The sequence below is a fragment of the Amycolatopsis sp. NPDC004169 genome (assembly GCF_040610315.1).
In the GTDB taxonomy this organism is placed as follows: Bacteria; Actinomycetota; Actinomycetes; order Mycobacteriales; family Pseudonocardiaceae; genus Amycolatopsis.
Genome location: NZ_JBEXMD010000053.1, coordinates 15,187 through 40,169, shown reverse-complemented (window position 1 = coordinate 40,169; position 24,983 = coordinate 15,187). Strand labels below are relative to the sequence as shown.

Annotated in this window: 21 protein-coding genes and 2 pseudogenes; 6 read left to right on the top strand and 17 right to left on the bottom strand. The window is 71.9% G+C overall.

The window, feature by feature from the left end:
- Positions 1 to 6: 6 nt before the first annotated feature.
- The 3 genes from ABZX11_RS42430 to ABZX11_RS42420 form a co-directional block, all read right to left on the bottom strand.
- Entirely contained in the window at positions 7 to 561 is a 555-nt protein-coding gene (locus tag ABZX11_RS42430; RefSeq protein ID WP_354924166.1) for a TetR/AcrR family transcriptional regulator, read from the bottom strand.
- The gene (locus ABZX11_RS42425) at positions 561 to 2,114 is read right to left on the bottom strand and encodes a long-chain fatty acid--CoA ligase (protein ID WP_354924164.1); all 1,554 of its coding nucleotides are present in this window, start codon (positions 2,112 to 2,114) and stop codon (positions 561 to 563) included. The genes ABZX11_RS42430 and ABZX11_RS42425 overlap by 1 nt, the downstream gene beginning before the upstream one ends.
- Before the next feature lie 124 nt (positions 2,115 to 2,238).
- The gene (locus tag ABZX11_RS42420) at positions 2,239 to 2,601 is read right to left on the bottom strand and encodes a helix-turn-helix domain-containing protein (RefSeq protein WP_176172571.1); all 363 of its coding nucleotides are present in this window, start codon (positions 2,599 to 2,601) and stop codon (positions 2,239 to 2,241) included.
- Positions 2,602 to 2,693: 92 nt separating this feature from the next.
- Here ABZX11_RS42420 and ABZX11_RS42415 point away from each other — a divergent pair, with 92 nt between their 5' ends.
- Positions 2,694 to 3,080, top strand: coding sequence for a RidA family protein (locus ABZX11_RS42415; RefSeq protein ID WP_176172572.1), 387 nt, complete (start codon positions 2,694 to 2,696; stop codon positions 3,078 to 3,080).
- Here the strand turns inward: ABZX11_RS42415 and ABZX11_RS42410 are convergent.
- The 3 genes from ABZX11_RS42410 to ABZX11_RS42400 all read right to left on the bottom strand — a co-directional run bounded on the left by ABZX11_RS42410 (position 3,077) and on the right by ABZX11_RS42400 (position 7,166).
- Positions 3,077 to 4,279, bottom strand: a complete 1,203-nt coding sequence (locus ABZX11_RS42410; protein WP_176172573.1) for a GTPase — start codon at positions 4,277 to 4,279, stop codon at positions 3,077 to 3,079. The two genes, ABZX11_RS42415 and ABZX11_RS42410, sit on opposite strands and share 4 nt — an antisense overlap.
- Positions 4,276 to 6,057, bottom strand: a complete 1,782-nt coding sequence (locus ABZX11_RS42405) for an isoniazid inducible protein IniA (RefSeq protein WP_354924161.1) — start codon at positions 6,055 to 6,057, stop codon at positions 4,276 to 4,278. The genes ABZX11_RS42410 and ABZX11_RS42405 overlap by 4 nt, the downstream gene beginning before the upstream one ends.
- 101 nt (positions 6,058 to 6,158) lie before the next feature.
- A complete protein-coding gene (locus ABZX11_RS42400) occupies positions 6,159 to 7,166 on the bottom strand; it encodes an IniB N-terminal domain-containing protein (RefSeq protein ID WP_354924159.1) in 1,008 nt (335 codons plus the stop codon).
- Positions 7,167 to 7,469: 303 nt separating this feature from the next.
- Here ABZX11_RS42400 and ABZX11_RS42395 point away from each other — a divergent pair, with 303 nt between their 5' ends.
- Together ABZX11_RS42395 and ABZX11_RS42390 are read left to right on the top strand one after the other, a co-directional pair.
- A complete protein-coding gene (locus tag ABZX11_RS42395; RefSeq protein ID WP_354924157.1) occupies positions 7,470 to 8,588 on the top strand; it encodes a molecular chaperone DnaK in 1,119 nt (372 codons plus the stop codon).
- Complete coding sequence (locus ABZX11_RS42390) at positions 8,585 to 10,960, top strand: helix-turn-helix transcriptional regulator (protein ID WP_354924155.1); 2,376 nt, start codon at positions 8,585 to 8,587, stop codon at positions 10,958 to 10,960. Before ABZX11_RS42395 ends, ABZX11_RS42390 begins: the two co-directional genes overlap by 4 nt.
- 49 nt (positions 10,961 to 11,009) lie before the next feature.
- On the opposite strand, the gene ABZX11_RS42385 is transcribed toward ABZX11_RS42390, so the two are convergent.
- The 5 genes from ABZX11_RS42385 to ABZX11_RS42365 all read right to left on the bottom strand — a co-directional run bounded on the left by ABZX11_RS42385 (position 11,010) and on the right by ABZX11_RS42365 (position 16,492).
- On the bottom strand, positions 11,010 to 11,468 hold the full coding sequence (locus tag ABZX11_RS42385; RefSeq protein ID WP_354924153.1) for a hypothetical protein: 459 nt from the start codon (positions 11,466 to 11,468) through the stop codon (positions 11,010 to 11,012).
- A 361-nt stretch (positions 11,469 to 11,829) separates the two neighbouring features.
- Positions 11,830 to 14,457 carry a fibronectin type III domain-containing protein gene (locus ABZX11_RS42380; RefSeq protein ID WP_354924151.1) on the bottom strand — a complete coding sequence of 876 codons (2,628 nt, stop codon included), beginning with the start codon at positions 14,455 to 14,457 and terminating at the stop codon, positions 11,830 to 11,832.
- A 93-nt stretch (positions 14,458 to 14,550) separates the two neighbouring features.
- Positions 14,551 to 15,294, bottom strand: coding sequence for a ferredoxin reductase (locus ABZX11_RS42375; protein WP_354924149.1), 744 nt, complete (start codon positions 15,292 to 15,294; stop codon positions 14,551 to 14,553).
- Positions 15,264 to 15,863: a sulfite oxidase-like oxidoreductase gene (locus tag ABZX11_RS42370; protein ID WP_176172580.1), complete on the bottom strand. Its 600-nt coding sequence runs from the start codon at positions 15,861 to 15,863 to the stop codon at positions 15,264 to 15,266. The genes ABZX11_RS42375 and ABZX11_RS42370 overlap by 31 nt, the downstream gene beginning before the upstream one ends.
- Before the next feature lie 29 nt (positions 15,864 to 15,892).
- The gene (locus ABZX11_RS42365; protein WP_354924147.1) at positions 15,893 to 16,492 is read right to left on the bottom strand and encodes a pentapeptide repeat-containing protein; all 600 of its coding nucleotides are present in this window, start codon (positions 16,490 to 16,492) and stop codon (positions 15,893 to 15,895) included.
- A gap of 42 nt (positions 16,493 to 16,534) precedes the next feature.
- Here ABZX11_RS42365 and ABZX11_RS42360 point away from each other — a divergent pair, with 42 nt between their 5' ends.
- Positions 16,535 to 17,422 (top strand): ornithine cyclodeaminase family protein, encoded by an 888-nt coding sequence (locus tag ABZX11_RS42360; RefSeq protein WP_354924145.1) that lies wholly within the window; start codon positions 16,535 to 16,537, stop codon positions 17,420 to 17,422.
- Here ABZX11_RS42360 and ABZX11_RS42355 read toward each other — a convergent pair.
- Positions 17,367 to 17,600, bottom strand: a pseudogene (locus ABZX11_RS42355) (integrase core domain-containing protein); the annotation flags it as partial. The gene ABZX11_RS42360 and the pseudogene ABZX11_RS42355 sit on opposite strands and share 56 nt — an antisense overlap.
- A gap of 367 nt (positions 17,601 to 17,967) precedes the next feature.
- On the opposite strand from ABZX11_RS42355, the gene ABZX11_RS42350 reads away from it, so the two are divergent.
- Positions 17,968 to 18,222, top strand: a complete 255-nt coding sequence (locus tag ABZX11_RS42350; protein WP_003083120.1) for a hypothetical protein — start codon at positions 17,968 to 17,970, stop codon at positions 18,220 to 18,222.
- 587 nt (positions 18,223 to 18,809) lie between these two features.
- Here ABZX11_RS42350 and ABZX11_RS42345 read toward each other — a convergent pair.
- Positions 18,810 to 19,085, bottom strand: coding sequence for a transposase (locus ABZX11_RS42345; protein ID WP_354924202.1), 276 nt, complete (start codon positions 19,083 to 19,085; stop codon positions 18,810 to 18,812).
- 61 nt (positions 19,086 to 19,146) lie between these two features.
- Positions 19,147 to 19,330: pseudogene (locus tag ABZX11_RS42340) on the bottom strand (IS5/IS1182 family transposase); the annotation flags it as partial.
- Between the two features lie 209 nt (positions 19,331 to 19,539).
- Between ABZX11_RS42340 and ABZX11_RS42335 the strand changes: the two are divergent.
- Complete coding sequence (locus ABZX11_RS42335) at positions 19,540 to 20,352, top strand: LmeA family phospholipid-binding protein (protein WP_354924143.1); 813 nt, start codon at positions 19,540 to 19,542, stop codon at positions 20,350 to 20,352.
- A gap of 58 nt (positions 20,353 to 20,410) precedes the next feature.
- Here the strand turns inward: ABZX11_RS42335 and ABZX11_RS42330 are convergent, their stop codons facing one another.
- Genes ABZX11_RS42330 through ABZX11_RS42320 form a run of 3 tightly spaced genes read right to left on the bottom strand, consistent with a single transcriptional unit; the run spans position 20,411 to position 24,974 of the window.
- The gene (locus tag ABZX11_RS42330; RefSeq protein ID WP_354924141.1) at positions 20,411 to 21,904 is read right to left on the bottom strand and encodes a carboxylesterase family protein; all 1,494 of its coding nucleotides are present in this window, start codon (positions 21,902 to 21,904) and stop codon (positions 20,411 to 20,413) included.
- Positions 21,904 to 23,325, bottom strand: coding sequence for an ATP-binding protein (locus tag ABZX11_RS42325; RefSeq protein WP_176172587.1), 1,422 nt, complete (start codon positions 23,323 to 23,325; stop codon positions 21,904 to 21,906). The genes ABZX11_RS42330 and ABZX11_RS42325 overlap by 1 nt, the downstream gene beginning before the upstream one ends.
- Entirely contained in the window at positions 23,322 to 24,974 is a 1,653-nt protein-coding gene (locus ABZX11_RS42320) for a response regulator (RefSeq protein ID WP_176172588.1), read from the bottom strand. The genes ABZX11_RS42325 and ABZX11_RS42320 overlap by 4 nt, the downstream gene beginning before the upstream one ends.
- Positions 24,975 to 24,983: the final 9 nt, after the last annotated feature.

Sequence of the window (24,983 nt, the reverse complement as noted above, 5' to 3'; positions counted from 1 at the left end):
CGGGCATCACAACTCGCCAACCGCCCCGCGAGAATGGACCAGCCGCGTGTACTCCGCGAGCAGCTCCGTCAGCTCACCGTGCTCCCCCGCCGACGCCAGCTGCTGGTGACCCACCAGCATCGCCATCCCCAACGACGTCAACGTCCGGGCCAGCTCCCGGTCGCCGACGATCGCCTCCACCGCCTTCCCCACCGTCCGCAATCGGGCGTCGTCCACACGCTTCTGCGCCGCGCGCACCGTTTCGTCGTTCCGGGCCCACGCGCGGATCGCCGCCTCCGCCTCGTGCGGGAGGCCGAGCGTCAAATCCATCAGCGCCGCGAAATCCGCCGAAGGGCCGCCCGTGCCGAAGCCCTGCTCCCGCAGGATGCGGACCTGGCGGTTCTCCCAGTGGTCCAGCAGCTGCGCCACGAACCCCGGCCAGCCACCGAAGTGGTGGTAGAACGAGCCGCTCGTGACGCCGAGGCCGCGGCACAGCGCGCCGACGTTCAGCTCGGTGAACCCGTGCCGTGCCAGTACGTCCAGCGCCGCCTCGAAGTACGCGTGCCGGGTTGTCGTCGGCATCAGACGTTCCGGTCCCGGTCCCGCCAGTACGGCTCGCGCAGCGAACGCTTGAGGATCTTGCCGGTCGCGTTGCGCGGCAGCGCGTCCACCACGTCGACACTGCGCGGGCACTTGTAGTGCGCCAGGCGCTCGCGGCAGAACTCCACGATCTTCTCCGCGTCGAGCTGCTCGCCCGCGACCACCGCCTTGACCTGGTCGCCCCACCGCTCGTCCGGCACGCCGATCACCGCCACCTCGGCGACGCCGGGGAACTCCGCCACCACGCGCTCGACCTCGGGCGAGTAGACGTTCTCGCCGCCGGTGATGATCATGTCCTTGACGCGGTCTTCCAGGAACAGGAACCCGCCGTCGTCGAGGCGGCCGACGTCGCCGGTGCGGACCCAGCCGTCCACAATGGTCTCCGCGGTCGCCTCCGGCTTGCCGAGGTAGCCCGCCATCCGCTGCTCGGTGCGCACCCACACCTCGCCGGCTTCGGCGTCCGCGGTGTCCTCCTCGGTGATCGGGTCGACGATCCGGATGTCCACTCCGGACAGTGCGGTGCCCGCCGAGGCCAGCCGTTCGGGGCGCGACTCGTCGCGGTGCGCCTCGGGGTCCAGTGCGGTGACCGCGCCGGAAAGCTCGGTCATGCCGTAGACCTGGGCAAACTTCACGTCCGGCCAGGCGGCGAGCACCGTGCGCAGCAGCGGGAGCGGCATCGGCGAAGCGCCGTAGCAGAGGTACTTGAGCCGGGAGAACGCCTGGAGCGCCGCCTCGCCGGCCTGCGCGATCCCGGCCACGACGGCGGGCACCAGGAAAGCATGCGTGATCCCGGCCTGCAGCGCGGCGAACAGCGAAGCCGCGTCCGGCTCACGGGTCAGGTACGACGGTTCGCCGTAGAGGAACCCGGACACCGCGTAACAACTGCCGCCGACGTGGAACAGCGGCATCGCGACCAGGTTGTCGTCGCCGGGGCCGATCGGGAACGCCGTCCCGGCGGCCAGGCCGTGCGCGAGGACGCTGCGGTGGGTCAGCACCGCGCCCTTCGGGAAGCCGGTGGTGCCGCTGGTGTACATGACCAGCACGCCGTCGTCGGTGTCCACATCGGACCCGGGGTGCGGCGCACCGGAGGCCAGGAAGGCTTCGTACTCGTCGGCGTCCCCGCCGACGACGATCACGCGCTCCACGGCGGGCAGCCGGTCGCGGATCGCGTCGAGCGCGGGCCGCAGCTCGGCGCCGACGAAGACCACCTTGGCGCCCGCGTCCTTGAGCACGTAGGCGAGTTCGTCGCCGGAAAGCCGCCAGTTCACCACCGCGTCGGCCGCGCCGAGCGCGCCGGCGGCGAAGGTCGTCTCCAGACAGGCGGGGTGGTTCTTGTCGACGAACGCGACCCGGTCGCCCCGGCCGATGCCGGCGGCCGCGAGGGCCCCGGACAGCCGCCGGACCCGCTCGTCGAACTCCGCCCAGGTCCAGCTCCGGTCGCCGAAGATCAGGGCGGTGTCGGCGGGCCGTTCCCGGGCCCAGTGCGCCAGGAGCTCGCCGAACAGCCGGATCCGCGGGCGGACGTCTTCGGGCATGGGCGTTCCCTCCGGACCGGCACTGGACCATAGACCGCTCTATGGTGCGCCGCCGCCCCGGCGGGCGTCAACACCGGACAACCGGTCGCACACCGGCCCGCCGACCGGTGTTTTCCTGACCCCGTCAGCGGTCGAAGCGGTGCCGCGCGGCTTCGATGTCCTCGATGAACCGCTGGGTCCAGCCGCACATGCTGTCGACCGTCGCGCGCAGCCCCTGCCCGGGCCGGGTGAGCGTGTACTCGACGCGCGGGGGCACGGTCGGGTGCACCTCGCGCTCGACCAGTCCGTTGCGCTCGAGCATGCGCAGGTTCTGCGTCAGCATCTTGTGGCTGATGCCGGCGACCTCGTTGCGCAGCTCGCTGAACCGCAGCGTGCGTTCGCCGAGGGTCTCGATGATCAGGAAGGCCCACTTGTTGGCGACATCCGAGAAGATCTCGCGCGCCAGGGAATCCGCGCGGGAGAGGTCCGCGTCCTGCTTGGTCACCATCTGGTTACCCCGTCACCGAAAAGTGCCTTCTTCCGCATGGTCCAACACTCTCCTACGGTTTCTGAGTAACCACAAGAGAGCATGGAGGAAAGATGCCGGTCACCCTGCTGAACGCGCCCGAGCTGCCCGAGGTCGACGTCTACCACCAGGTCGCCGTCGCCGAAGGGACGAAGCTCGTCCACATCGCCGGGCAAGTCGCCTGGGAGACCGGAGGTGACCTCGCCGACCAGGTCGAGCAGGTCTACGTCAACGTCGCCGCCGCCTTGGCCGCGGCCGGCGGATCGTTCGACGACGTCGCGAAACTGACCTGCTACGTCGTCGACTGGACGCCGGAAAAGATGCCCGCGCTGCTCGACGGCATCGCCCGCGGCAGCGCCGAGATCGGGACGACGGCGAAGCCACCCGCCACGCTCATCGGCGTCGCGGCGCTGGACGTGCCGGAGCACCTCGTCGAGATCGAGGTGACCGCCGTCCTTTAGCCGAACAGCGCGAGCAGGCCCTCGGCCGACCGCACCACCACGTGCGCCGCCGTGCGCTCGGCGTGGGGGCGGTCCGGGCGCTCGGCTTCGTGGCGCCAGCGCCGCAGGGCGTCCAAGCCCGCGTCGTAGATTTCGTTCGGGTCCGCGTCCGGCTCCAGGCCGAGCCGGTCGGCCGGGGCCGTGCCCTGGGCGCCCAGCAGGCGGACCGCCTCCTCCGCGGGTTCGCCGGACAGCGCGGTCCGGCCGCCGCGGATGTCGGCGATCAGCCGCAGCTCGCGGAAGTCGTGCGCGGCCGCGGCGAACCGCTCCACCCGGGACACCAGCCGGTCGCCGCCCGGGCGGGGGTGCGCCGCCAGGAGCGCCTCCAGCCGGATGATCGCCGTGCGCGCCCGCAGTGCCTCCGCCCGCGCGACGAAGCACCCGGCCAGGGTGTCCCGCAGTTCGCCCAACCCGCTGCGGCGCACCAGTTCCGCCGAGAGCTTGACGCGGTCGTCGCAGCCGGTGCGGATCAGCGTGAGCGCCAGGCGGACGCCGAACATCCCGAACCGCACCACCAGCGAGCGCCGCGTCTCGACCGGGATCGGGCCCGGGAACGCCGGGTCGGTGAACGAATCCACCGACAGCACGTGCCGTTCGAGCTCTTCGCGCGGCACCGCCGCGAAGGCCGCCAAGAGGTCGAACTCGTCGTCGCGCAACGACCGGCCGCCGTACGCGAGCTGCCCGGCGACGGCGATCACGCCGAGGAACCCGGTGCACAGCGGGTCTTCCCGCCACGCGCGGCGCGCGAGCTGCTTCGCGGTGAGCAGTGCGTCGATCCGGCCCGCACCGACCTCGTCGGCCCGCGACAGCACCAGCACCGAGTTCACCGCGCTCTGCCGGGCGAACGCCGAGCCGCCCGGCGGGTGCGCCGCGGCGAGCTCGTCCGGCTCGAGGTGGCGGACCAGCCGGACCGTCGCGTCCGGGACGTCGTCGGCCGGACCAGGGTCGTCGAGCAGCACCAGATCGCGCAACGCGCGCGTCGGCCACTCGCCCAGCGCGGCGGCGAGCGTCGTCTTCCCCGAGGACGGCGCCCCCGTGAACGCGACGCGCAGCGGCTGCTCCAGCCGGTTCAGGCAGTCGAGCAGCACCGCCGAAGCCCGCGGGTCGTCCCGGTAGAGCCCGGTCGCGGCGTGCAGCAGGTCGCGGACGTCCTGGGTCACGCCGAAAGCTCCCGCCGCTGCTGCCGTCCGGCGATCGTGCCGAGTTCGCCCGCGCGCTGGTGCAGCGCGGCGAGCCGGTCGATTTCACGGCGGATGTGCCCGGTCCGGCGTTCGCGCTCGGCGGTGCCGGCCAGGATCGTCTCGCGTTCGCGCGTCAGCTCGTCGGCGAGTTCTTCGGCCAGCCCGGTGAAGTGGTCGCGCAGGCGCCGCTGGACGACGCGGACGGCGTCACGGCATTCCTTGCTGAATTTGAGGAAGACGTCGTCGACGTGCCGCTGCGCCGCCTGCTTGGCGACGGCCTGCCGCCGCTGCAGCCGCATCCCGCCTTCGTCCTTGATCGTCTTGGCGGCGAAGGCCGCGCCGGCCCCGATCGAGACCGGGTTGATCAGCGGCAGCCCGGCGAGGCTGGTGACCAGGCCGAACATCAGCACGCCGCCGTAGGAGCCGCGCAGGCCGGTGAAGGCCTGCTGGCCGATCTTGAACTTCTCGATCTTCGGCCGCCCGACGTCGTCGAGGTGCTCCACGCCGGAGCCGTCGAGCCGCAGGTCGGGCAGCGCCCGGTCGTACTGGGCGCCGAAGCACGCCGCGACCGCCTGCGCGATCCACTCCGCCCGGTCGGCCAGCCACGTGTAGTTGACGTCGACCGCCTCGGCCAGCGCGTTGTCCAGCCAGGGCGCGAAGTCGTCCCACACCTTCGCCGGGTCTCCTTCGTCGAAGGTCTTGTCGATGGTGGTGACGATCTTGCGGGTCCGCTCGCGCAGGTCGTACTCGGCGTCGGACAGCAGGTCGGTGATTTCGTCGGACAGCAGGTTCTGCCACCGGGTGTTCTGCCGGCGCAGGTCGTCGGCGCGGCGCTGGGCCCGCTGCAGCAGCGCGGCCTGGCCGAGCCCGGCGTCCTGGGCGACGGTGTCGATGCGGTCGCGCAGGGACTCCACCAGCTCGGCCGCGGCGGCGCGCACGCCCACCGCGGCCAGCAGCGCGCGGGACTGCTCGGGCGGGCGCGCGGCCTGCTCGGCGATCCAGGCCAGCAGTTCCGGGAAACCGGAGCGCGCGTTGAGTTCCGCGTCACCGGTCTTCGCCGCGGCCTGGCGCACCACGGCCGAAACGGGCAGGACGGGCGCATCGATCCCGGCCTCGGCGAGCATCGCGCGGTTGCGCTCGGCGACCGCGCGCCACCCGGGGGAGGCGTCGATCTTCGTGAGCGCCAGCACGACGTGCGGGCACCAGGTCCGCACGTGCCGGGCGAGGGCGAGTTCGGCGGCGCTCAGCGGCGCGGTCGCGTCGGAGACGAGGATCACCGCGTCGGCTTCGGCGAGCAGGTCCAGCGCCGCGGCCGTGCGCGGTGACCGCGGGTCACCGACGGGCGGGGTGTCGACCAGGACGAGGCCGGCCGAGAGGAGTTCGCGCGGCACGCCGACTTCGACGCGGCTGAGCGTGCCGGCCGGCCGGGCGCCGAGCTCGCCGGTGAGCCGTTCGACCGCGACCGGGATCCGTTCGCGGGAGCGGCCGACCAGGGTCGCGGCGGGTTCGGGCGAGTAGGCGATTTCGGTGGGAACGGCGGGCGTCGCGGCGTCGCCGACCGCGCACACCGGCGCGTTCAGCACCGCGTTGAGCAGGTAACCCTTGCCCTGTTTGGGAAAACCGAGCACGCCGAGCCGGATCTGCCCCGGCGGGGCGTCCCGGCGTCTGCGCAGGCGCTCGGCGAGATCGGCGCGGCCGTGCGTGCGGCACGCGTCCAGCGTCTCGTTGAGCACTTCGAGCCAAGCCGGTGCGGTCACGATGGACGAGTGTCCCCGGTTCACTCCCCGTACGCACACCGGGTGCCCGTCCCGCGGCTGCACCCAGACCGCGGGACGGGCACCGGTGACCGGTTCGGGGATCAGTGCCCGATGTGGATGTCGTTGCCCGAGGCGATGTCGCCAAGGTGCAGGTTGCCCAGGGCGTTGTGGCTGACGTCGGCGACGTCGGACACCACGTCGTGGACGGCCGTGCCGTTGCCCGAGGCCAGCTCACCGACGTTGCCGACGGTGTTGTGGTCGGCGCTGATGCCGGTGGCGGAGGTCACGGTGGTGGTGACGTCACCGAGGCCGTGGACGGCGCCGGCAACCTCGCCGGTGACGTGCTTGACGTCGAGGTCGCCCGCGCCCTTGAGGATGCCGGAGAAGTCGCCGACGTTGCCCACGACCGAGTTCACGGTGTGGGTCAGGTCGCCGCTGACGTCGCCGACGTGCGAGGTGGCCTCGTAGACCGGGGCGGTCGCGTTGTTGGAGACGTTGCCCAGCACGCTCTCGCCGAGGTGGCTGACCTCGCCGACGGCGCCGACGGCGGCGCTGTGGTTGACGTCGGTGACCGAGTACGCGAGGTTGCCGGCCACCTGGACCGCGTCCAGGCTCGAGCCGAGGTCGCCCGCCACGCCGAAGGCGCCGGTCGCGTTGCCGGCCAGCGCGGTGACGCCGGCGGCGGTGTTGGTGACGTCGGTCACGGTGGTGACGGTGTGCGTGACGTCGCCGACGGCCGGGAGGCCGAGGCCGCCGACGCCCGGCAGCTCGCCGGTCAGGTCGCCCACGCCCGGCAGGTCCGAGGTGGCCGGCAGGCCGAGGCCCGCGGTGAGGGCGGTGAGCTGGTCGATCGCGCCCTGGATGCCCGGGGCGTCGGTGCCGACCGGGGACAGGTCGCCGACGACGGGGAGGCCGCCCACGGCCGGGAGGCTGTCGACCGGCACGTAGTCGAGCACCAGCGGGAGGACCTCGTGCACGTCGGCGGCGCTGACGTCGCCGAGGCCGGCGGCAGCGAGGGCGCCCTGCGGGTCCGTCCCGAAGGCCGCCAGGGCGGTCGGGTCGTTGAGCAGGTTCAGGGCGAAGTCGTGCAACGTCTGCACGGATTCCATGGAGTTTCTCCTGGTCCGGTGGTTCGGGGGACGGCAGCGACCGCAGGGACCGCTGCTCCGTCATCAAGGTAGGGAGACCGTCCCCCAGCGCACATCGGGGATCACTCCGAGTCGCGGTCCGGTCAGCCGATAGGGGATCGATATGTCATCGTTAGGGAGTTAGGGGCTCATCCGAGACGCGCTCAGTTGGGTTAAATCCCTCCAGACCCTTGCCTGACTAACCCGTTTGGGTGAGGATGCCCCGAACCCTAGGGGGATTCCGTGCCCCCGATCGGCCGCCACGAGGTGAGGAGGAAAGCGCCGTTGCCCTACGTCCTCGGGATCGATGTGGCCCAGGGCCGGACCCACGCCGCCACCTGCCGCCGACAGGGCCCCGGCTGGAGCGAGCCCGAACCCCTCTGGCTGGGCGAACGGTCCCCGGCCGCGGCGTCCGCGCTGTTCCTCGACGACGAGGGGTACCTGCTGACCGGGGACGCGGCCGCGCAGGCCGGCGCCCAAGTCCCGTCCCGGCTGCTCACCGGCTTCCACCGGCGGATCGGCGACGACGTGCCGGTGCTCGTCGAAGGCGAGCCGTTCCCGCCCGAAACGCTCACCACCGTGCTCGTCGAGGGGATCGCCGAGCACGCCGCGAACCTGTTCGGCGGGCCCCCGCAGCACCTGGTGCTGACCCACCCCGGCGACTGGGGCGGCTACCGCCGTGACGTGCTGCGCCGGGCACTGGCCGAGGCCGGGTTCACCGCGGTGACGCTGGTCCCCGGCTCGGTCGCCGCGCTCGGCGCGCACCTGCCCGTCCCCGGTCCCGGCGCCCAGGTCGCCGGCGTGTGCGAGTTCGGCACCGACGGCGTGAACGTGACGCTGGCGACGGCGAGCGGCGCCGGCGGCTGGCAGCCCGGCCAGACCGCCGAAGGCGTGGCCCCGGCCGCCGCGCTGAGCACGCTGTTCGCGCTCGCCGGAGCGGCCTCGACGTCCCCCAAGGGGCTGGCCGGCGTGGTGTTCTGCGGCGACGTCCCGCCGCACGCACTGCCGGCCCGGCCGCCGTGCCCGGTGTTCGCGGGACCGGTTCCGCCGGCGACCGCCGCGCTCGGTGCGGCCGCCCTCGCGGCGCTGCGCGCCGAGGGCCGCGGGACGCCGCAGGAGCCGCCCCCCGTCGAAACCACCTTGCTGCCCAAGGTGGACACGCTCGGTGAGCTCGGCGAGCGGCCGCCCCGGCCGCCGGTCGAGATCACGCCGTTCGAGCTGCCCGAGCGCACCGGCCCGCTCACCCTCTTCCGGCGGCGGCGCCCCCTCGCCGCCGCGGTACTGGTGCTCGCCGCGGCGGTCTCGGCCGTCGTGATCACCGTCACCGCCCGCGAAGCCACCGCCGGTCCCACCCCGGCCCCCGCCCCCACCCACTGCGTCCCCTCCGGGGAAGGTCACTGTTGAACACACTGCTCACGCAGGTCCCCGCGCCGCACACCGTCCCCGTGCACCCGGTGGCCCGGCAGCTGCTCGACCGCATCGCCGCCGAGCCGGGCGCTCCCCTGCGGGTCGCCGTCGTGGCCCCCGGCGGGTACGGCAAGAGCGTGCTGCTCGCCGCGCTGGACCGCCGTTACCGCGAAGCCGGGGTCGACGCCGTGCTCGTCGACGACGCCGACCGGCTCGGCCCCGACCAGCTCGAGGAGCTGCTCGCCGGCGCGGACGGCCCGATCGTCGTCGCGCACCGGCCGGCCGCGGTGGCGCCCGGCTGGACGCTGCTGCAGCTCGGCCCGCTCGGCGTCGAAGAAGTGGCGCGGCTGATGGCCACGGTGACGGGGGCGCCTGCCGACCCCGCGGCCGCCGCCGAGCTGCACGCCCGCAGCGGCGGGGTGCCGCGGCTGGCCGAGCGCGCGCTGCGCGGGCGGCTGGAGGAGTTCCGGCCCGAGCTCGACGAGCTCGACGACGACGTCCTGCGCTACCTGATCGCGGCCGAAGCCGGTGCCGGGCGCAACCTCGACCTGTTGTGCGCGTTGCTCGACCGGCGCCCCGACCAGCTGCCGTCCATCGTCGAAGGCGCCCGCGCGACCGGCCTGCTCGCCCCCGACGACACGCTGCTGCCGCTGGCCGCGGCCGCCGTCCGCGACTTCGGACCACCCGCGCGGCGGCTGACGACGGTGCAGCGGCTGGTCGAGCTGCAGCTGGCGAACGGCCTCCCGGTGCTCGACCTGGCCCGGTCCCTGCTCGGCACGGGCAGTTCCGGCGCGTCGGCGGCGGCCGCGTTCGCCGCGGCGGCGGGCGAAGCGCTGCCCGCGGACGCCCGGCTGGCGGCGCAGCTGTTCGAAGCCGCCGCCGAAGCGGGCGACCGGTCCCCGGCCGTCACCGCGGGCTGGGCGCGCGCGGCGGCGTTGTCCGGCGACCTCGACACGGCGTTGCGCCTCGGCGACGGGATGCTCGGCGCGGCCGACGCGGAAACCCGGGCGGCGGGCGCGGAAATCGCGGCCACGGTGCTGACGCACCGCGGCGAGCTGGCCCGCAGCGCGGAGCTGTACCACTGGGCGGGCCGCGCGGACGCGTTCTCGGCGACGGCACTGGTCGGCACGGGCGACATCGAGGGCGCCCGGCGGCTGCTCGACTCCCCCACGCCGGGGGTGGCGCCGACGTTGTTCGCCGGCGCGGCCACCCGGATGGCCCGCGGCATCGTGGATTCGGTGTCCGGCTGCGCGACGGAGACGTTGTCGACCCTGCTCGGCGCGGCCGCGATGCTGGAGCCGGCGCTCGGCGGGATGCTGCTGCCGGACAGCCCGGCGGCGCTGGCCGCGCTGGTCGCCGTGCACACCGGCGAGCTGGCGCTGGCGGAGTCCGTGCTCACCAGGGCGCTGGACGGCGGAACGGGCGGCGACCTCCTGGCCGCGCGCCACCGGCTCCTGCTGGGCTGGGTCGCGATGACGGCGGGCGACCTGGCCGCGGCGGCGGAGCACCGCAACGCCGTGGCGGGCCGGTCTTTGGAAGCACGCGACGAGCTGTTCTTCGCGACCCTGGAGCTCGGGCTGGCCCGGCGGGCCAGTGACCTGGTGGGGCTGCAGCGGTCGTGGAACCGCGCGTACCAGGCGTCGATGCGGCAGCAGACGGACCTGTTCACGTTGCTGCCCCTGGGCGAGCTGGCGATCGCGGCGGCCCGCACCGGCGCGTTCGCCAAGCTTTCCGGACAGTTCGAGCGCGCCCACGGCCTGCTGGCCCGCCTCGGCGAGCCTCCACTGTGGACGGTGTCACTGGTCTGGCACGAGCTCCACGCGGCGATCACGCTGGAGGACGCGGACGCGGTCAAGGCCCACTTGGCCACGTTGACCACCCACGCCCACTGCGGCCGCCACCCGCGAGCCCTGGCCACGGCGGCCCAGGGCTGGCTGGCGGTGTTGAGCGGCACGTTCGACCCGGACGCCATAACGGCGGCGGCGGCGGAGCTCCACGACCTGGGCCTCCGCTGGGACGCGGCCCGCTTGGCCGGCCAGGCGGCGATCCGCACGTCCGATCGCAAGGCGATGGTCCAGCTGCTGGAGGCGGCCCGCCAGTTCCAGGGCCCGGCGGCCCGCCGCGAGCCGGGGACGTCCCCGGAGCCGGCGTCGGGCACGGGGCTGGCGGCGTTGAGCGAGCGAGAGCTGGAAGTGGCCCGGCTGGTGGTGGACGGGCTGACGTACAAGCAGGCGGGCAGCAAGCTGTTCATTTCGGGCAAGACGGTGGAGCACCACATGGCCCGGATCCGGGGGAAGCTCGGGGCGGCGGACCGGCGCGAGCTGCTGGCAACGCTGCGGGAGCTGCTTTCCCGCCCGGACGCGACTTAGGTTCGTCGCGCCCGGGGCGCCCCCAGCTCCGCGCACCGGGAGCGGGCGATCAGGAACAGATTTTCTTCTCACCCCCGCCGTTGTAGTACTGGCCATCGACGTTCACCCACCCCGAGATGTACGCGCAGTGGATTTCGGTGCCGCCCACGTAGATGGCCCCGGCGTACCTGTCGTAATTGCCGAGGTCGTACCAGTCCGTCTTCCAGTCTTCGCGGCGGATGTAGACCGCCATGGCGTGACGGCCTTCCTGGACGTCGTAGGTCATCGCGCACAAGGTGCCGCTGCCCTCGGCGGACCGCCAGATGTCGATGTACGCGTGGCCGTTTCCCAGCGGAATGGAGTCGTACCGGCTGCCCTTGCAGTACGAGAACGGACCGGCGTACCCGGGCGGCGCGTCGCTGGGGTTGGTCGCCGACGCGACGCCCGCCCCGGTGACCATCGAAATCGCGGCGATTCCGCAGACCGTGGCGGCCCTGAGCCGTACTGCAGTCCTGCTGAGCCTGGTCATGCGCGTTCCTCTCGCTGGGGTACGTCCGGCGAGTGGTTCACGCCGGAAACGGAAGTCGGTTTACCCCGAGAACGAGGCTTCACCCGATCGGCTGAGCTCCATGCATGCTCAGTCGCGCCGGCACCACGCCGCGCTGATCTGCCTGGCCTGCCGCCGCGACGTCCTCCACGCCATGCTTCGCAACGGCACCCACTAACGCATTCCGAGCCGACTCAAGCCCCTGCTGCGGCTTGACCACCACATGGGGGCGCCCCCCGGTTCCAGTCTATCGGCGGCGGGCGACGAAAAGCCGGGGAACAAGGGTGAGCGGGCCTTGTTGTCCACACCGCAGGTCGGTTGTGGACAACGAGGGCCGCTCGGGTCAGGCCGCTGCCGTTGTGGCCGTGAACGTTGCCGCTGGGCCGGTTCCCGTTGCCGTGATGGCCGCGACCGTGAACGTGTAGTCCGTTGCCGGCTTCAGGTTGTCCAGCACCCTGGTCATTCCCTTGACCGTGGGCTGGGTCACCAGGGCGTCGCGGCCCTCCACGCGGATCGTGCGGCCGTCGGAAACCGTGATCACGTACGCCAGGACCGGGGTGTCGCCCACCACCGCCGGGGGGTTCCAGCGGATTGCGGCCGCCGTTGTGCTCGGCAGTGCTCGGGCGCTCGTCGGGATTCCCGGCAGCACCGCCGTTTTCGGGCCCGGGGTCACCGGGGCCGCCGGTAGTGATGGCTCGCTCGTTCCGTACGCGTTGCGCGCTGCGACCGTCACCGTGTACGGCGTTCCGTCCGTCAGGCCCGGCACTTCCGCGTACGCGCGCTTGGCGAAGTCGGCGGCGGAAATCGTCGTCGTGTGGGTTTTGCCGCCGCCCGATGCCGTTAGCACGTATTGCGTCACCGGTGCGTTGTTGAAGGCGAACGTCGGGTTCCACGTGGCGTACAGCTTGCCCGCCACCGCGAACGTTCCCACTCGCGATGGTGCCTCGGCGGGGGCCTGGCCACCGATTCGGCGCATGAGCAAGGCTCGGTAGGGCGGTTCGAGGCCCGCGTTCGCGACGATCTCCTTCGGTGCCGCCGCCGGGTTCGGGAGCAGGTGGTTTCCGCGGGTGATCGCGCCCTTGTCCGTCTTGTCGCGGTCGCCCTGCTGCCAGTAGTTGCCCTCGGTCAGCGTCGGGTCGTTGTTGCCCAGGTCGTCCCGGTAGTCGACGTGGACCGTTCCGACGTTGAAGTACGCCATGTCGTAGAGGACGTTGCCGCGGATCGTCTCGTACGTGTTGCCGTTGTCCGTGTAGACGCCCTTGCCGAGCCCCCACTGGCCGTGGATCACGTTGCCGGTGACCTTCTCGCCGTCGTCCAGGGAACTGCCCGTGATGCCCTGGGTGTACACGCCGCCGCCGTCGTCGAGCATCTGCATGTAGTCGAAGATCAGGTTGTCCGTGATCACGTTGTCGTGCGACAGGTTCGGCGTCGCCGGGCGCTTGATCTTGTCCGGCCAGCCGCCCCAGCCGACCGAGATCGCCGAGTAGCCGACGTGGTCGATCTGGTTGTGGGCGATGGTGTTCCGGATCGTGTAGCCGTTGACGATCGGCACGCCGCCGTGGAATTCGCGCGGCAGGCCGTAGAGGTGGTTGTCGGTGACCTGGACGTCCCGGACGACGTCGGCGTCGGTGTCGGTGACCGGTTTGTCGACGCCGCCGATCTGCACGCCGTTGCCGGAGATGTCGGTGAAGACGTCGCCGCGCACCCGGGATTCCTTGGTGCCGTCGATCAGGTCCAGCCCGGCGCCGCCGAGGTGGGCGAAGACGCTGTCGGCGAATTCGATGCCGCGGCCGTGCGAGACGGAGACGTTGGCCGGCTCCCGCGTCCACGACGCGTACGGGCAGGTGCCGCCGGGGACGAACTGGCAGAGCCCCTGCACGGCCCAGCCGTCGGCGCCGGTGATCGTGTAGCCCGCCTGGATTTCCGAGAACCCTTCGGGCGACGACGGCGTCAGCCAGGTCGCGTAGGAGTAGCGCAGGCCGCGGAAGGCGACGTCGTGGATCGGCGCGGCGGCCGTGCCCTTCGCGTCGAGGAGTTTTTCCAGCACCGGGACTTCGACGTCCGCGCGACGCAGGTCCTGCCCGGGCCTCGGCAGGTAGTAGACGACGTGGGCGGACCGGTCGAGGTACCACTCGCCCGGGGTGTCGAGCAGCTCGAAGGCGTTCTCGGCGTAGGTGGGGTGGCGTCCGTTGGTGAGGTCGGCCGGCCCGACCATGTTGACGCTGCGGCCGGGGATGTCGGGGAACAGCACGCGTCTCGTCGAGTTGTCCCAGCACGGGTTCGCCATGGTGATCGTCGCGCCCTCGGCGGCGGCGAGCGGGCAGCGCGGTTCGGTCCACTGGCCGAGGCCGTCGCGCTGGACGTTCCACAGCGCCTCGCCCGAGACGTACACGAACTCGACGTCCTTGGGGTTGCGCCAGTGCGCGAGCGTGTCGGCGTCGGCGGTGTAGCCGGTCGCGGTGGCCTTGACGGTCACCGGCAGCGGGCCGCGGGCGCGTTGCTCGCGGACGCCGTCGACGTAGAGCTGCCGCGTGTTGTCCAGCCCGGCGGGCGCGGGCGCGGCGAACAGGCCCGGACGGCCCGCCACCGGCCGCCAGCCGGTGACGCGCACGCCGCCGTTCAGCTCGGTGTCACCGCTGCCCTGCCAGATGACGCGGTGGCCGTTGCCGCCGGAGTCCCGCGCATCGAGCCGCAGCGGGGCGGCCAGCCGGAAGACGCCGGGCGCGAGGTGGACGGTGAGGTCCCGGGTGAGGTGCGGTGCGCGTTGCCGCACGAGGTCGCGGGCGCGGTCGAGGGTCCGGACGGGATGGGCGGCGGCGCCGGAGGCCCGGTCGGAGCCGCCGGGCGAGACGTAGACGTCCTGATCGGCGGTGGCCGCGGCCACCGGCCCGGATGTGGCGAGCAGGGCGCCCGCGCCGAGGAGAACGGTCACCACGGTGCGGCGCCGCGTCGAGCCCCACTTGGTCAGCATGGGCCAAAGATAGGATCTCTTGCCGCGGGATGTCGATAAAGTCCCGCTCAGCGGGGCTAGATCTCACCTAGTCATCGGATGCCTGTGGGGCATTCAGTCGCGGCTGGGCCCGAAGCGTTCCGTGCGGATGCGGTGCGGGTCGTGGCCGAGGGCGACCAGGATGTCGGCCACCGTCTCCACGAAGCCCGTCGGGCCGCAGACGAAACAGGACGCGCCGAACTCCGCCGGCCAGCCCGCCGTGTTGATCGTCGCCACGTCGATGCGGCGCGGGAGGCCCGGACGGCCTTCGGGCAGCTCGCGCGTGTAGACGTAGGTGACGTCCAAGCCCGCCACCGGAGTGCGCAGCTCGTCCGCGTAGTACAGCTCGGCCGGGGTGCGCAGGGAGTAGATCAGCTTGAACGGCGTGCGGACGCCCGCCGCCCGGCGGGCGCGGACCATCGCCATCAGGGGGACGATGCCCGAGCCGCCCGCGACCAGCAGGACCGGGGCCGGGTCCGTGGGCCGCCAGGCGAACCAGCCGCCGATCGGGCCGCGGATCTCGACCGGGTCGCCGATCGCGTACGGCCCGGTGAGGTGCTCGGACACCTCGCCGTCGGCGACGCGCTGCACCGTCAGCTCGATCCGGTCGCCGTCCGCGGGCGCCGCGAGGGAGTAGCTGCGCTGCGCGCGGTAGCCGTCGGCGGCGGTGAGCCGGACGTCGACGTGCTGGCCGGCCAGGTGCCCGGGCCACCCGGGCACGTCGAAGACGAGCGTGCGCGCCGTCGGCGTCTCATCGCGGAATTCGGCCAGGCGGGCGACCCGCCAGGCTAGTCGCCCTGATACCGCTGTTCGCGCCATGGATCCCCGTAGTCGTGGTAGCCGGCGTTCTCCCAGAAGCCCGGCTCGTCCCGGGTCTTCAGCTCCAGCCCGCGCACCCACTTCGCGGACTTCCAGAAGTACAGGTGCGGCACGAGCAGCCGCGCCGGACCGCCGTGCTCGGGGGTCAGCGGCTTCCCGCCGTACTCGTAGGCGACCCACGCCTGGCCGTCCAGCAGGTCGGCGAGCGGCAGGTTCGTCGTGTACCCGCCGTAGGCGTGCACCATGACGTAGTCGGCCTCGGTGGCGAGCCCGCCGACCAGCGTGTCGACCGAGACGCCGCGCCAGCGGGTGTCCAGTTTGGACCACTGGGTGACGCAGTGGATGTCCACTGTGGGCTTCTCGCTGGGCAGGGCCATCAGCTCGGCCCAGCTCCAGGTGTGCTTCTCGCCCGTCTCGGTGGTGACGGTGAACTCCCACGTCTCGGTGCGCACGCGCGGGGTCGGGCCCGCCGACAGCACCGGGAAGTCCTCAGCCAGGTACTGCCCGGGTGGCAGCCGCGGGTTGCCGCTGCGCGCCCGGCCCTGGAACCCCGGAGTCACGACACCCATGCGGCTCTCCCTTCCCGATCGCGACGAGCCTACGCCCGGACGTGCAGCCCCAGCGACGTGACGAGCACCGCAGCCTGTTCGGGTGACACGATCGCCCCGGCCAGCTCGGCGTCCAGCGGGTCGAGCGCGGAGAGGTCACTGCCCCGCAGCTCGGCTTTCGCCAGCTTGACGGCGTGCAGCGACGCCCCGGACAGGTCGACGTCGGCGAACACCGCGCCGGCGCAGTTCGCCCCGGTGAGGTCGGCCTCGCGCATCCGGACGCCCTGGAAGGTGACGGCCCGCAGGTCGGCCCCCGCCAGCCCGGCGAACGACCAGTCCCCGCCGGTGACCCGCAGCGGCCGCAGCTCGCACTCGGTGAACGTGGCGCCGACGAGCTTGCACCCGGTGAATTCGGCGTCGAAGAAGGTGCACCGCCGGAAAGAGCAGCCGGTGAACGCCGAGTCCGTATGCCGGGACGCGTTGAAGCGCACGTTGCCGAAGACGCAGTCGGTGAAGACCGCGTTCCGCGTGACCGCCTCCGAGAAGTCGACCTCGTGGAACGCACACCGCGCGTAGTGCCGCCCGCTGATCTCCTCCCCGTACCAGTCGTCACGGAGGAACCGCCGGTCCTCTTGCACGGTCTCGGCCATCCCGCCAGGCTAGCGGCAGACCCGACACCGGAGGGGCCGCGCATGCTCGACGCCCACGCCGTCCGCGCGGCGGTGCCGATGACCGCCGCCGTGAACGCGGTGCGAGAGGCGTTCCTCGACCTCGCCGCCGGCCGTTTCGTGGTGCCGCAACGGTTGTCGTTCGCGGGCGGCACGACGCTGGTGATGAGCGCCTGCCACACGCCGACGTCGACGACGGTGGTGAAGACGCTCAACCTGGCCCCCGGCCGGACGCCGATGATCCTCGGGACGCTGGTGTGGAACACCGCGGCCGGTCAGGTGGTCGCCGACGCCGTCGAGGTCACGACGCTGCGCACCGGCGCGGTGTCCGGCGTGGCCACGGGCCTGCTCGCCCCGCCCGAGGCGAGCCGCTTGGCGTTGCTCGGCACCGGCGCCCAGGCGGCCGACCAGGTGCGTGCCGTGGCGGCCGTGCGCCCGGTCCGCCGGCTGGCGGTGTTCGGCCGGTCTCCCGCGCGCGCTTCGGCGTTGGCCGGGCGGCTGGGAGGCGAGTTCCCGGACGTGGTGGTGCGGGTGGCTTCGAGCGCCGCGGATGCGGTGGCCGATGCGGAGATCGTCTGTTGCGCTACTTCATCGAGTACTCCTCTCTTCGGTGTCGAGGACTTGCCGGAACGGGTGCACGTCAACGCGATCGGGTCGTACCTGCCGTCCATGCGGGAGTTGCCCGCGGAGTTGCTGACCACCGCGGGGTGCGTGGTGGTGGATCAGGCCGAGGCGGCGCTGGCCGAGGCGGGCGAGGTGATCCACGCCGTCGACGCCGGTTTCCTTGAGCGCGGTGAGCTGATCGAGCTGGGTTCGGCTCTGTGTCGGCCTCCGGTGGTGGGTGGGCGAACGGTGTTCAAGTCCGTCGGGCTCGCTGTGCAGGACTGGGCGATTGCCCGGCTGCTCGGTTAGGTGTGTTGGTCAGGCGGGTGACCGGCGGCTTGCCGCCGATTGAGCTGTGGGGTCGGCGGTGATTGTAGAAGTGCAGCCGGCCCGGCAGCGCCGCTCGCCGCAGGGCCTCGGACGGGTAGAACCGGGCGTAGGCCCACCCCTCGGCCAGAGTGCGGTGGAAGCGTTCGATCCGGCAATGGTCTGCGCCGGCCGCCGAGCTGGCCCGCGCCCAGCCGATGCCGCCACCGCAACCCCGCGATCGCCCGCACCAGCGCGGGGCGCGGTCTTGGCCGAGCCTCCCCCAGGTGATGTGGTTCCTCGGCAGCTCCACTTCACATCCGGAGGCCTTCACCTGTCTGCACGACAGGGCCGTCACCAGTCACCTCAACTCCCTGGACATCACAGCCAGGGCGGGCTGGTCACCCCGCGTGCCGGGTGGGCGGCGGAGAGCAACCGGGAGCGGCCGAACGGCGCAATCTTGCGTCTGGAGCGTTTGATCTGTCACCCGATCCGGGAATTTTCGCGGCATGTCTCCTTGGCGAACCACTACCAGACGGAACACGGCCGTGCGGGTCATCACGGCGATCGGCGCGATCTTCGCGGGGATCGAAGTTCTCTACATGATCATGGTGCTCGCGGGTGCGAACGCCGGCAACGCCTTCTTCCAGTTCATCAAGTCACTGGCGGTTCCTCTCGCGTTGTTCTGGCCCGGTTTGTTCCCGGTGGACAGCCCCAGCCTCGCCGTGATCCTCGACTACGGCCTGGCCGCGGTGTTCTGGCTGGTCGTCACCGGCATCATCGCCCGCTTCGCGGGCCGGTGACCGACGGGCGACGCCGCCCTCAGTGCTGCCGCCTGCTGTCGCTGCCCCCTCCAGCGGCGGCAGGCGGCTCACCACTTGGCTGCCGGTAGGTCGGTGCCGGCCGGCGTGCGCCGCTCGATCGGGTGCGACCGCGGGAGAAACGGCTCGCCGCCGGACCGCTGCCGCGGAGCATCTGTTGCCCGAAAGGCGCACCCAGCCGACTCCTACCACCCGTAATTCGACGATGCGCGGCGAGTACCGCGCCGCCGGACCGCTGCCGCTTGGCGGGAACGCCGGAACCCAGGTGGGACTGCAGCAGCCACACCCGCTGCCCTGCAGGTACTCGTGACCTGAGCAAATCCCCTCCATGATCCCAACCGCCACACCCGATACGTGGCCGAGGACACCGACCGGGCCAGTCGCCTGCACGCTAATTCGGCTCGGACACAACGCAAACCGAATAGCGAGTCCTCGAGATCCGGGCTATCCGCAGGTGGAAGCCCGCACAGATCGCGTACCTACCCGGGATGAGCCGCTCCACGGTGCGAAGGATCCTGTCCGGCCATCGTCTGCGACGGCTAAACCATCAACCACCCGAACTATCGCCGCTAAGGCGTGTCTGACAACCCTTTGGTCCAGGTGATCACCGCGTGCAGGACAACCGCTGCTCGGTCGACGATGGCGAGTTTGTCGTAGCGAGTGGCCAGGCTGCGCCACTGTTTGAGCAGGTTGAACTGTCGTTCGACGGCGTTGCGACCGCCGCGGGAATCACGGCGGCGATGCCGCGGTCGCGCAAATGTCCGCGGATCGCTCTGGAGGAAGTACGCCTTGTCGCCGCGGACACGGTCGACCGCGACTGCGTCCGCGGCGAGCGACGTGCAGATGCCGCATCAAGTACGGGGACATCGGCACGCCGCCGGCTTGAGTGGGCCCGACCAACGTCACCAGCGGTCGGCCATTCCCATCGACGAGATAGTGCACTTTGGTGCTCCACCCGCCGCGGGAGCGGCCAATCGCGTGATCAAGCGGCTCGCTCAGCAGATCCGCGTAGTTCGACCAAGCCCCCTGTGGCGCGGGTGATGTTCGTGGCGTGCTGATGCGCCTGCGCGATCGTGGAATCCACCGACACCGACCAGTCGACCAAACCGGCCGCCTCCGCGTCGGCGAGCAGGCGCTGCACCACGGTGTCCCAGGTGCCGTCGCCGGCCAAGACCAGCTGAAACCGCGACACGACCGACAGGATTCCAGCAACCACCCGGGCTATCGCCGCTAAGTGAGGAACGACCCTTTTGTGGCCTCCTTCCGGCATCCGTCCCCGCCTTCGGCGACACTGGACCGATGAGCGACGGCAGGTGGTTCGACGGCTGGTCACCCTGGCCCGAGCTGGCCGGGCTGGCTGCTGCCGGGCGTTCGCTTCTTCCGAACGTCCCCGTCACGCCCGCTGCCCTCGCGCGGACCGTCACCGAACAGCTTGTCGGGCGGCGGCTGACCACCAAGGTCGGGGACCGGGAGGTCGGCCTGACCCTCGCCGAGCTCCATTACCCCGCCGACAGTCTTCGGCTGGCCACCGGACGGCTCGGCGACGTGCGCATCGTTGCCGAGGATGTCGACTGGCCCGAGTCCGGAGGGGGCCGCATTCCGCTGCGGCGGGTCACCGTGCTCGCCGAAGATGTCCGCCTGCGCTCGCTCCCCACTCCCGCCGCCAAGCCGGCTCGCGTGGACCTGCGGATCGCCGTCTCCGCCGACCTGCTCCGCGAACGGGTGGCACAGGTCCGGCCCGGGATCGTGGCCGCGCCGGCGGACAACGGACTGCTCCGGATCCACTGGGCCAGGAAACCCCACTGGGGCCACCTTTCCCTGGAAGCCCGGGTGGAGGACGACGCCGTCGTGCTCCACCCACGGACCCTCCACATCGGACAGCGGGAACTACGCCCGCCGAAACGCTTTCACCCCATCGTGTTGCCGCTGCCGGAACTCCCGCCGGGGCTGACCCTGACGAAGGTGGCACCCCGGCACGGCGAACTCGTGCTCCACACCGTCGCGGAAGAGTGGCCGGAACGGCTTTCCCGCATTCCCCTCGCCGATCTGCTGAGCTGGTTGACCACCGCAGCGGTGACCCTGACTTTGCCGAAACTCGGTTCGCGTCCATGACAGCCAACGTACTCGAACGCGCGTTCGAACATCATCACCCACAACGGTAAACCGGTCCTCAGGTGACCGGGAACCAGGTCCCGGACGCCCATTCCGTGTCACCCCAGGCTTTCCGCTCGTCGGCGCGGGGGTCGAGCACCAGGTCGGTGTCCTCCCGGAACACCAGCACCGGCCGCAGCTCGGGGCCGTACGGCGGCCACTCGGGGCCGTCCGCGTCGGCGACGCCGTCGCGGATGAACCGCACCCAGGCGCGGTGGATCAGCAGCGCCGCCCGCTCGCGCGCCGGGTTCACGGCGGACCCCTGCGAGGCCAGCGGCAGCGGGGTCTTCCACGCCATCGTCGTCTCGGTGCCGTGGCCGCCGTCGAGCTGCTCGGGCACGCCGGGCGCCGCGATGTCGATGCGGTAGCGGTAGACGGGCGCGTGCGCGGACTGCGCGTCGGCGAGCCGCTGCGTCGGGATGCCGTAGCGTTCGTCGCCCATCGCGGCGATCTTGGCGGACTTCAGATCGGGGACGCGGCGAAGGTACGTCTCGAGGAGATGCGAAGCACCTTCGTCACCGAGAATGCCGGAAAGCACCCCGGAAGCCGGCGCCGTCGCGACGTCTTCGCCGAGCATCAGCGCGTACGTGCTGCCTTCGTTGCTGTTGCAGCCGACCAGCAGCGGGATCCCCGCCGCACTCCCCCGCCGGATCGGCTCGATCGGCACCTCCGGCAGCACGCTGGGGTGCAGGGTCGGGCGCCACAGCCACAGCGCCTGGAAACCGGTGAGGATCCGTTCTTGCGCCTCGACGAACTCCTTCGCCGGCAACGCCCGCAGCGCCTCCAGGTCGTGGCAGCCGAGTTCGTCCAGGAGCCGCCGGGCCAGCGCTGTCCCGGCTTCCGGCGTCGCCACGTGGTCCGCGCCGCCGCTGCTGCTGATCGCCTGGGCGAACAGGCCCCGGCCGAGCGGGCTGCCCAGCAGGTTCCCGACGCTCTTCGCACCCGCCGAGACGCCGTAGACGGTGATCCGCTCCGGGTCGCCGCCGAACGCGGAAATGTTGCGCCGCACCCACTTCAGGGCCTCGACCTGGTCGAGGAACCCGCACACACCGGCGTCCGGTTCGGCGGAGCCGAAGATCCCGGCGAGGTGCAGGAAGCCGAGCGAGCCGAGCCGGTAGTTGACGGTGACCACGACGATCCCGGCGCGCGCGAACTCCTCGCCGTCGCCCAGCTGCTCGCCGTGGCCCACGCGGTAGCCGCCGCCGTGCAGCCAGAACAGCACCGGCCGGCCGCCTTCCGGCGCGGGTCCTTCGGGCGTGCAGACGTTGAGGTACAGGCAGTCCTCGTCGCACACCGCGGCCGGATTCATCGGGTCCGGCGACTGCATCGCGTGCGGCCCGTACTCGGTCGCCACGTGCACGCCACCGGACAGAGCAGGCGGCTGCGGTGCCTTCCACCGCAGCTCGCCGACGGGCGGGCGGGCGTACGGGATCCCGCGCCAGACGCGGACACCGTCGCCCGCCAGCCCGACCAGCGCCCCGAGTTCGGTCGTGACCGTCGGGACGGAAGCCATCAGAGCGAGGCCTGCTCGACCGTCGGCAGGCAGACCTCGAACCGGGTGTTCCCGGGCTCGGATTCGACGCGCAGGTCACCCTGGTGCCGTTCGACGACGATCTTCCACGAGATGTCCAGGCCCAGCCCGGTGCCCTCGCCGACCGGCTTGGTCGTGAAGAACGGCTCGAAGATCCGCGGCTTGATGTCCGCCGGGATGCCGGGGCCGGTGTCACCGATCTCGACGCGGACCTGGTCGTTCTCGCCCCACGTCCGCAGCGTGAGCGTGCCTTCGCCCTTCATCGCGCCGATGGCGTTGTCGATGATGTTCGTCCACACCTGGTTGAGCTCGGCCGGGTACGCCGGGATCTTGGGCAGGCTGCGGTCGTACTCCTTGACGACCCGGATGCCGCCGCCGATCTTGCCGGACAGCATCACCAGCGTGGAGTCGAGGCCGTCGTGGACGTCGACCCACTGGTGCGGCGCGCGGTCCATCTGGGAGTACTGCTTGGCCTTGCCGACCAGCGCGGAGATCCGGGTGGTGGAGTCCTCGATCTCGCCCATCAGCATCTCGGTCTCGAGCGCGTAGGCGAGCCAGCGGACGGCACCGTCGATGAACGTGTCGCCGACCTGCTCCAGGACGTGGTCCAGGTCGGCCGTGGTCAGCCCGGCGCGGACGTAGATGTCGGCGAGGTCCCAGCCGCCGTCGATGCCGCGGTCGTCGAACCAGTCGGTGATCTCGTCCTCGCGGTCGGCCTGCTGCATCGCCGTCAGCTTCTCGGCCTGCGCGACCTGCTTGACCAGGCGTTCCTGGACGTCGATGAGCTGGTAGAGCAGCTCGGGTTCGATGTCCTTCTTGGCCAGGAAGGCGAGCTTGTGGCGCATCCCGGCGACGCGTTCGCGCAGGGCGGACGTCGCCCGGACCGCGGCCGCGGCCGGGTTGTTCAGCTCGTGCGTCAGGCCCGCCGAGAGCTCCCCCAGCGCCAGCAGCCGGCGTCGCGAGCCGATCACCGTGTCGCTGTTGCGCCAGCCGAGGTACATGCCCTCCAGCAGGTGGGTCGCCATCGGGAACCACTTGCGGAACTCGACGGAGAACTCCTTCGACGGCAGCGCGAGCAGCGTGACGTCGGACAGCGCGCGCACGGTGGTGCCGAAGGTGTGCTCCGCCTCCTGGTGCACGAAGAACTGCGTCGCGCCGAAGTAGGCGCCGCGCTGGTCGGACCGGTTGGTCTCCACCTCGGTGCCGCTGACCAGGCGCGTCATCCGGATCGCGCCGTTCAGCAGGACGTAGAAGCAGGTCGCCTCGCCGCCCTCGTTGATGATCGTCGAGTCGCCCTCGTACTCCTCGAGCACGGCGTTGGCGGCCACCCAGTCGAGCTGGTCTTCGGAAAGGTGTTCGAACAGGAAGAGGCCGCGAAGCTCTTCCCGCGGCAGTGCGCTCATTGTTCCTCCAGGTACCGGTGTACCAGCGTCACGGCCATCGCACCCTCGCCGACCGCGGACGCCACCCGCTTGACCGACTGCGCCCGCACGTCACCGGCCACGAACACGCCGGGGATGGACGACTCGAGGTAGTGCGGATCACGGTCGAGGGTCCACCCGGCCGGCCGCTGCCCGGCGGACAGCAGGTCGGGGCCGGTGCAGACGAAGCCGTGGTCGTCGCGGTGGATGGCGTCGCCGAGCCAGTCGGTGCGCGGGGCGGCGCCGATGAAGATGAAGAGGTGGCCGGACTCGACGGTTTCGGTGACGCCGTTCTCGCAGAGCGTGATCCGCTCGAGGTGGCCGTCGCCGTGGACCTGCTTGACCGTGGTGTGCGTGCGGACGTGGATGTTCTCGATGCCGGCGATCTGCTCGATCAGGTAGTGCGACATCGAGGCTTCCAGTGACTCGCCGCGCACCAGGATCGTGACGTCGCTGGCGTGCCGGGAGAAGAACACCGCGGCCTGGCCGGCGGAGTTCGCGCCGCCGACGATGTAGACGTGCTCGCCCTTGCACTCGGGGGCCTCGGTCGCGGCCGAGCCGTAGTAGACGCCACGGCCGGTGAGCTCTTCGACGCCCTCCGCGTCCAGGGCGCGGTAGGTGACGCCGCTGGCCAGGATCACCGAGTGGGCGGCGATCTCGCTGCCGTCGCCGAAGGTGACCACCCGCGAGGAGCCGCGGGCTTCGAGGCCGACGACGTCCCGCGCGGTCAGCACCTCGGCGCCGAACTTCTGCGCCTGACGCCGGGCCCGGTCGGTCAGCTGGGCACCGGAGACGCCGTCGGGGAAGCCGAGGTAGTTCTCGATGCGGGAGCTGGTGCCTGCCTGGCCGCCGGTGGCCTTCTTCTCGACGAGGACCGTGCGCAGGCCCTCGGACGCCCCGTAGACGGCGGCACCGAGCCCGGCCGGGCCGCCCCCGATCACGACGAGGTCGTAGAACTCCTGCGCCGGGCGCGTCGACAGGCCGACGGCGTCGGCGATCTCGCTGCCGGACGGGTTCTTGAGCACCGTGCCGTCCGGGGTGACGACGACCGGGATGTCCTTCTCGGAGGCCTCGGCGGCCTGCAGGATCCGGCAGGCTTCGTCGTCCTCGACCGAGTACCAGCGGTACGGGACGGCGTTGCGGGCGAGGAAGTCGCGCAGGTGGAACGAGGGCGAGTTGTAGCGGTGGCCGATGAGCTTGACCTCCTCGACCGGCCGGTCCCCGACCGCCTTCCAGGTCTCGACCAGCGCGTCGATCACCGGGTAGAGCTTCTCCTCCGGCGGGTCCCACGGCTTGAGCAGGTAGTGGTCGACGTCGACGACGTTGATCGCCTGGATCGCGGCGTCGGTGTCGGCGTAGGCGGTCAGCAGGGCGCGGCGGGCGTGCGGGAACAGGTCCATCGCCTTCTCGAGGAAGGCGATCCCGTCCATCTGCGGCATCCGGTAGTCGGCGAGGATGGCGGCGACGGCGTCGCCGCGCAGCTTGATCTCGCGCAGGGCGTCGAGGGCGTCCGGGCCGGAGTCGGCGCGGATGACGCGGTAGTCCTTGCCGTAGCGGCGCCGCAGGTCACGGGCGACCGAGCGGGACACGGCGGGATCGTCGTCGACGGTCATCAGGATCGGCTGGCTCACGAGGTGCAG

Coding starts and splice junctions, on each gene's coding strand:
- ABZX11_RS42430 (WP_354924166.1), bottom strand. CDS start 561: ATGCCGACGACAACCCGGCACGCGTACTTCGAGGCGGCGCTGGACGTA.
- ABZX11_RS42425 (WP_354924164.1), bottom strand. CDS start 2,114: ATGCCCGAAGACGTCCGCCCGCGGATCCGGCTGTTCGGCGAGCTCCTG.
- ABZX11_RS42420 (WP_176172571.1), bottom strand. CDS start 2,601: ATGGTGACCAAGCAGGACGCGGACCTCTCCCGCGCGGATTCCCTGGCG.
- ABZX11_RS42415 (WP_176172572.1), top strand. CDS start 2,694: ATGCCGGTCACCCTGCTGAACGCGCCCGAGCTGCCCGAGGTCGACGTC.
- ABZX11_RS42400 (WP_354924159.1), bottom strand. CDS start 7,166: ATGGAATCCGTGCAGACGTTGCACGACTTCGCCCTGAACCTGCTCAAC.
- ABZX11_RS42385 (WP_354924153.1), bottom strand. CDS start 11,468: ATGACCAGGCTCAGCAGGACTGCAGTACGGCTCAGGGCCGCCACGGTC.
- ABZX11_RS42380 (WP_354924151.1), bottom strand. CDS start 14,457: ATGCTGACCAAGTGGGGCTCGACGCGGCGCCGCACCGTGGTGACCGTT.
- ABZX11_RS42375 (WP_354924149.1), bottom strand. CDS start 15,294: ATGGCGCGAACAGCGGTATCAGGGCGACTAGCCTGGCGGGTCGCCCGC.
- ABZX11_RS42370 (WP_176172580.1), bottom strand. CDS start 15,863: ATGGGTGTCGTGACTCCGGGGTTCCAGGGCCGGGCGCGCAGCGGCAAC.
- ABZX11_RS42365 (WP_354924147.1), bottom strand. CDS start 16,492: ATGGCCGAGACCGTGCAAGAGGACCGGCGGTTCCTCCGTGACGACTGG.
- ABZX11_RS42360 (WP_354924145.1), top strand. CDS start 16,535: ATGCTCGACGCCCACGCCGTCCGCGCGGCGGTGCCGATGACCGCCGCC.
- ABZX11_RS42335 (WP_354924143.1), top strand. CDS start 19,540: ATGAGCGACGGCAGGTGGTTCGACGGCTGGTCACCCTGGCCCGAGCTG.
- ABZX11_RS42330 (WP_354924141.1), bottom strand. CDS start 21,904: ATGGCTTCCGTCCCGACGGTCACGACCGAACTCGGGGCGCTGGTCGGG.
- ABZX11_RS42325 (WP_176172587.1), bottom strand. CDS start 23,325: ATGAGCGCACTGCCGCGGGAAGAGCTTCGCGGCCTCTTCCTGTTCGAA.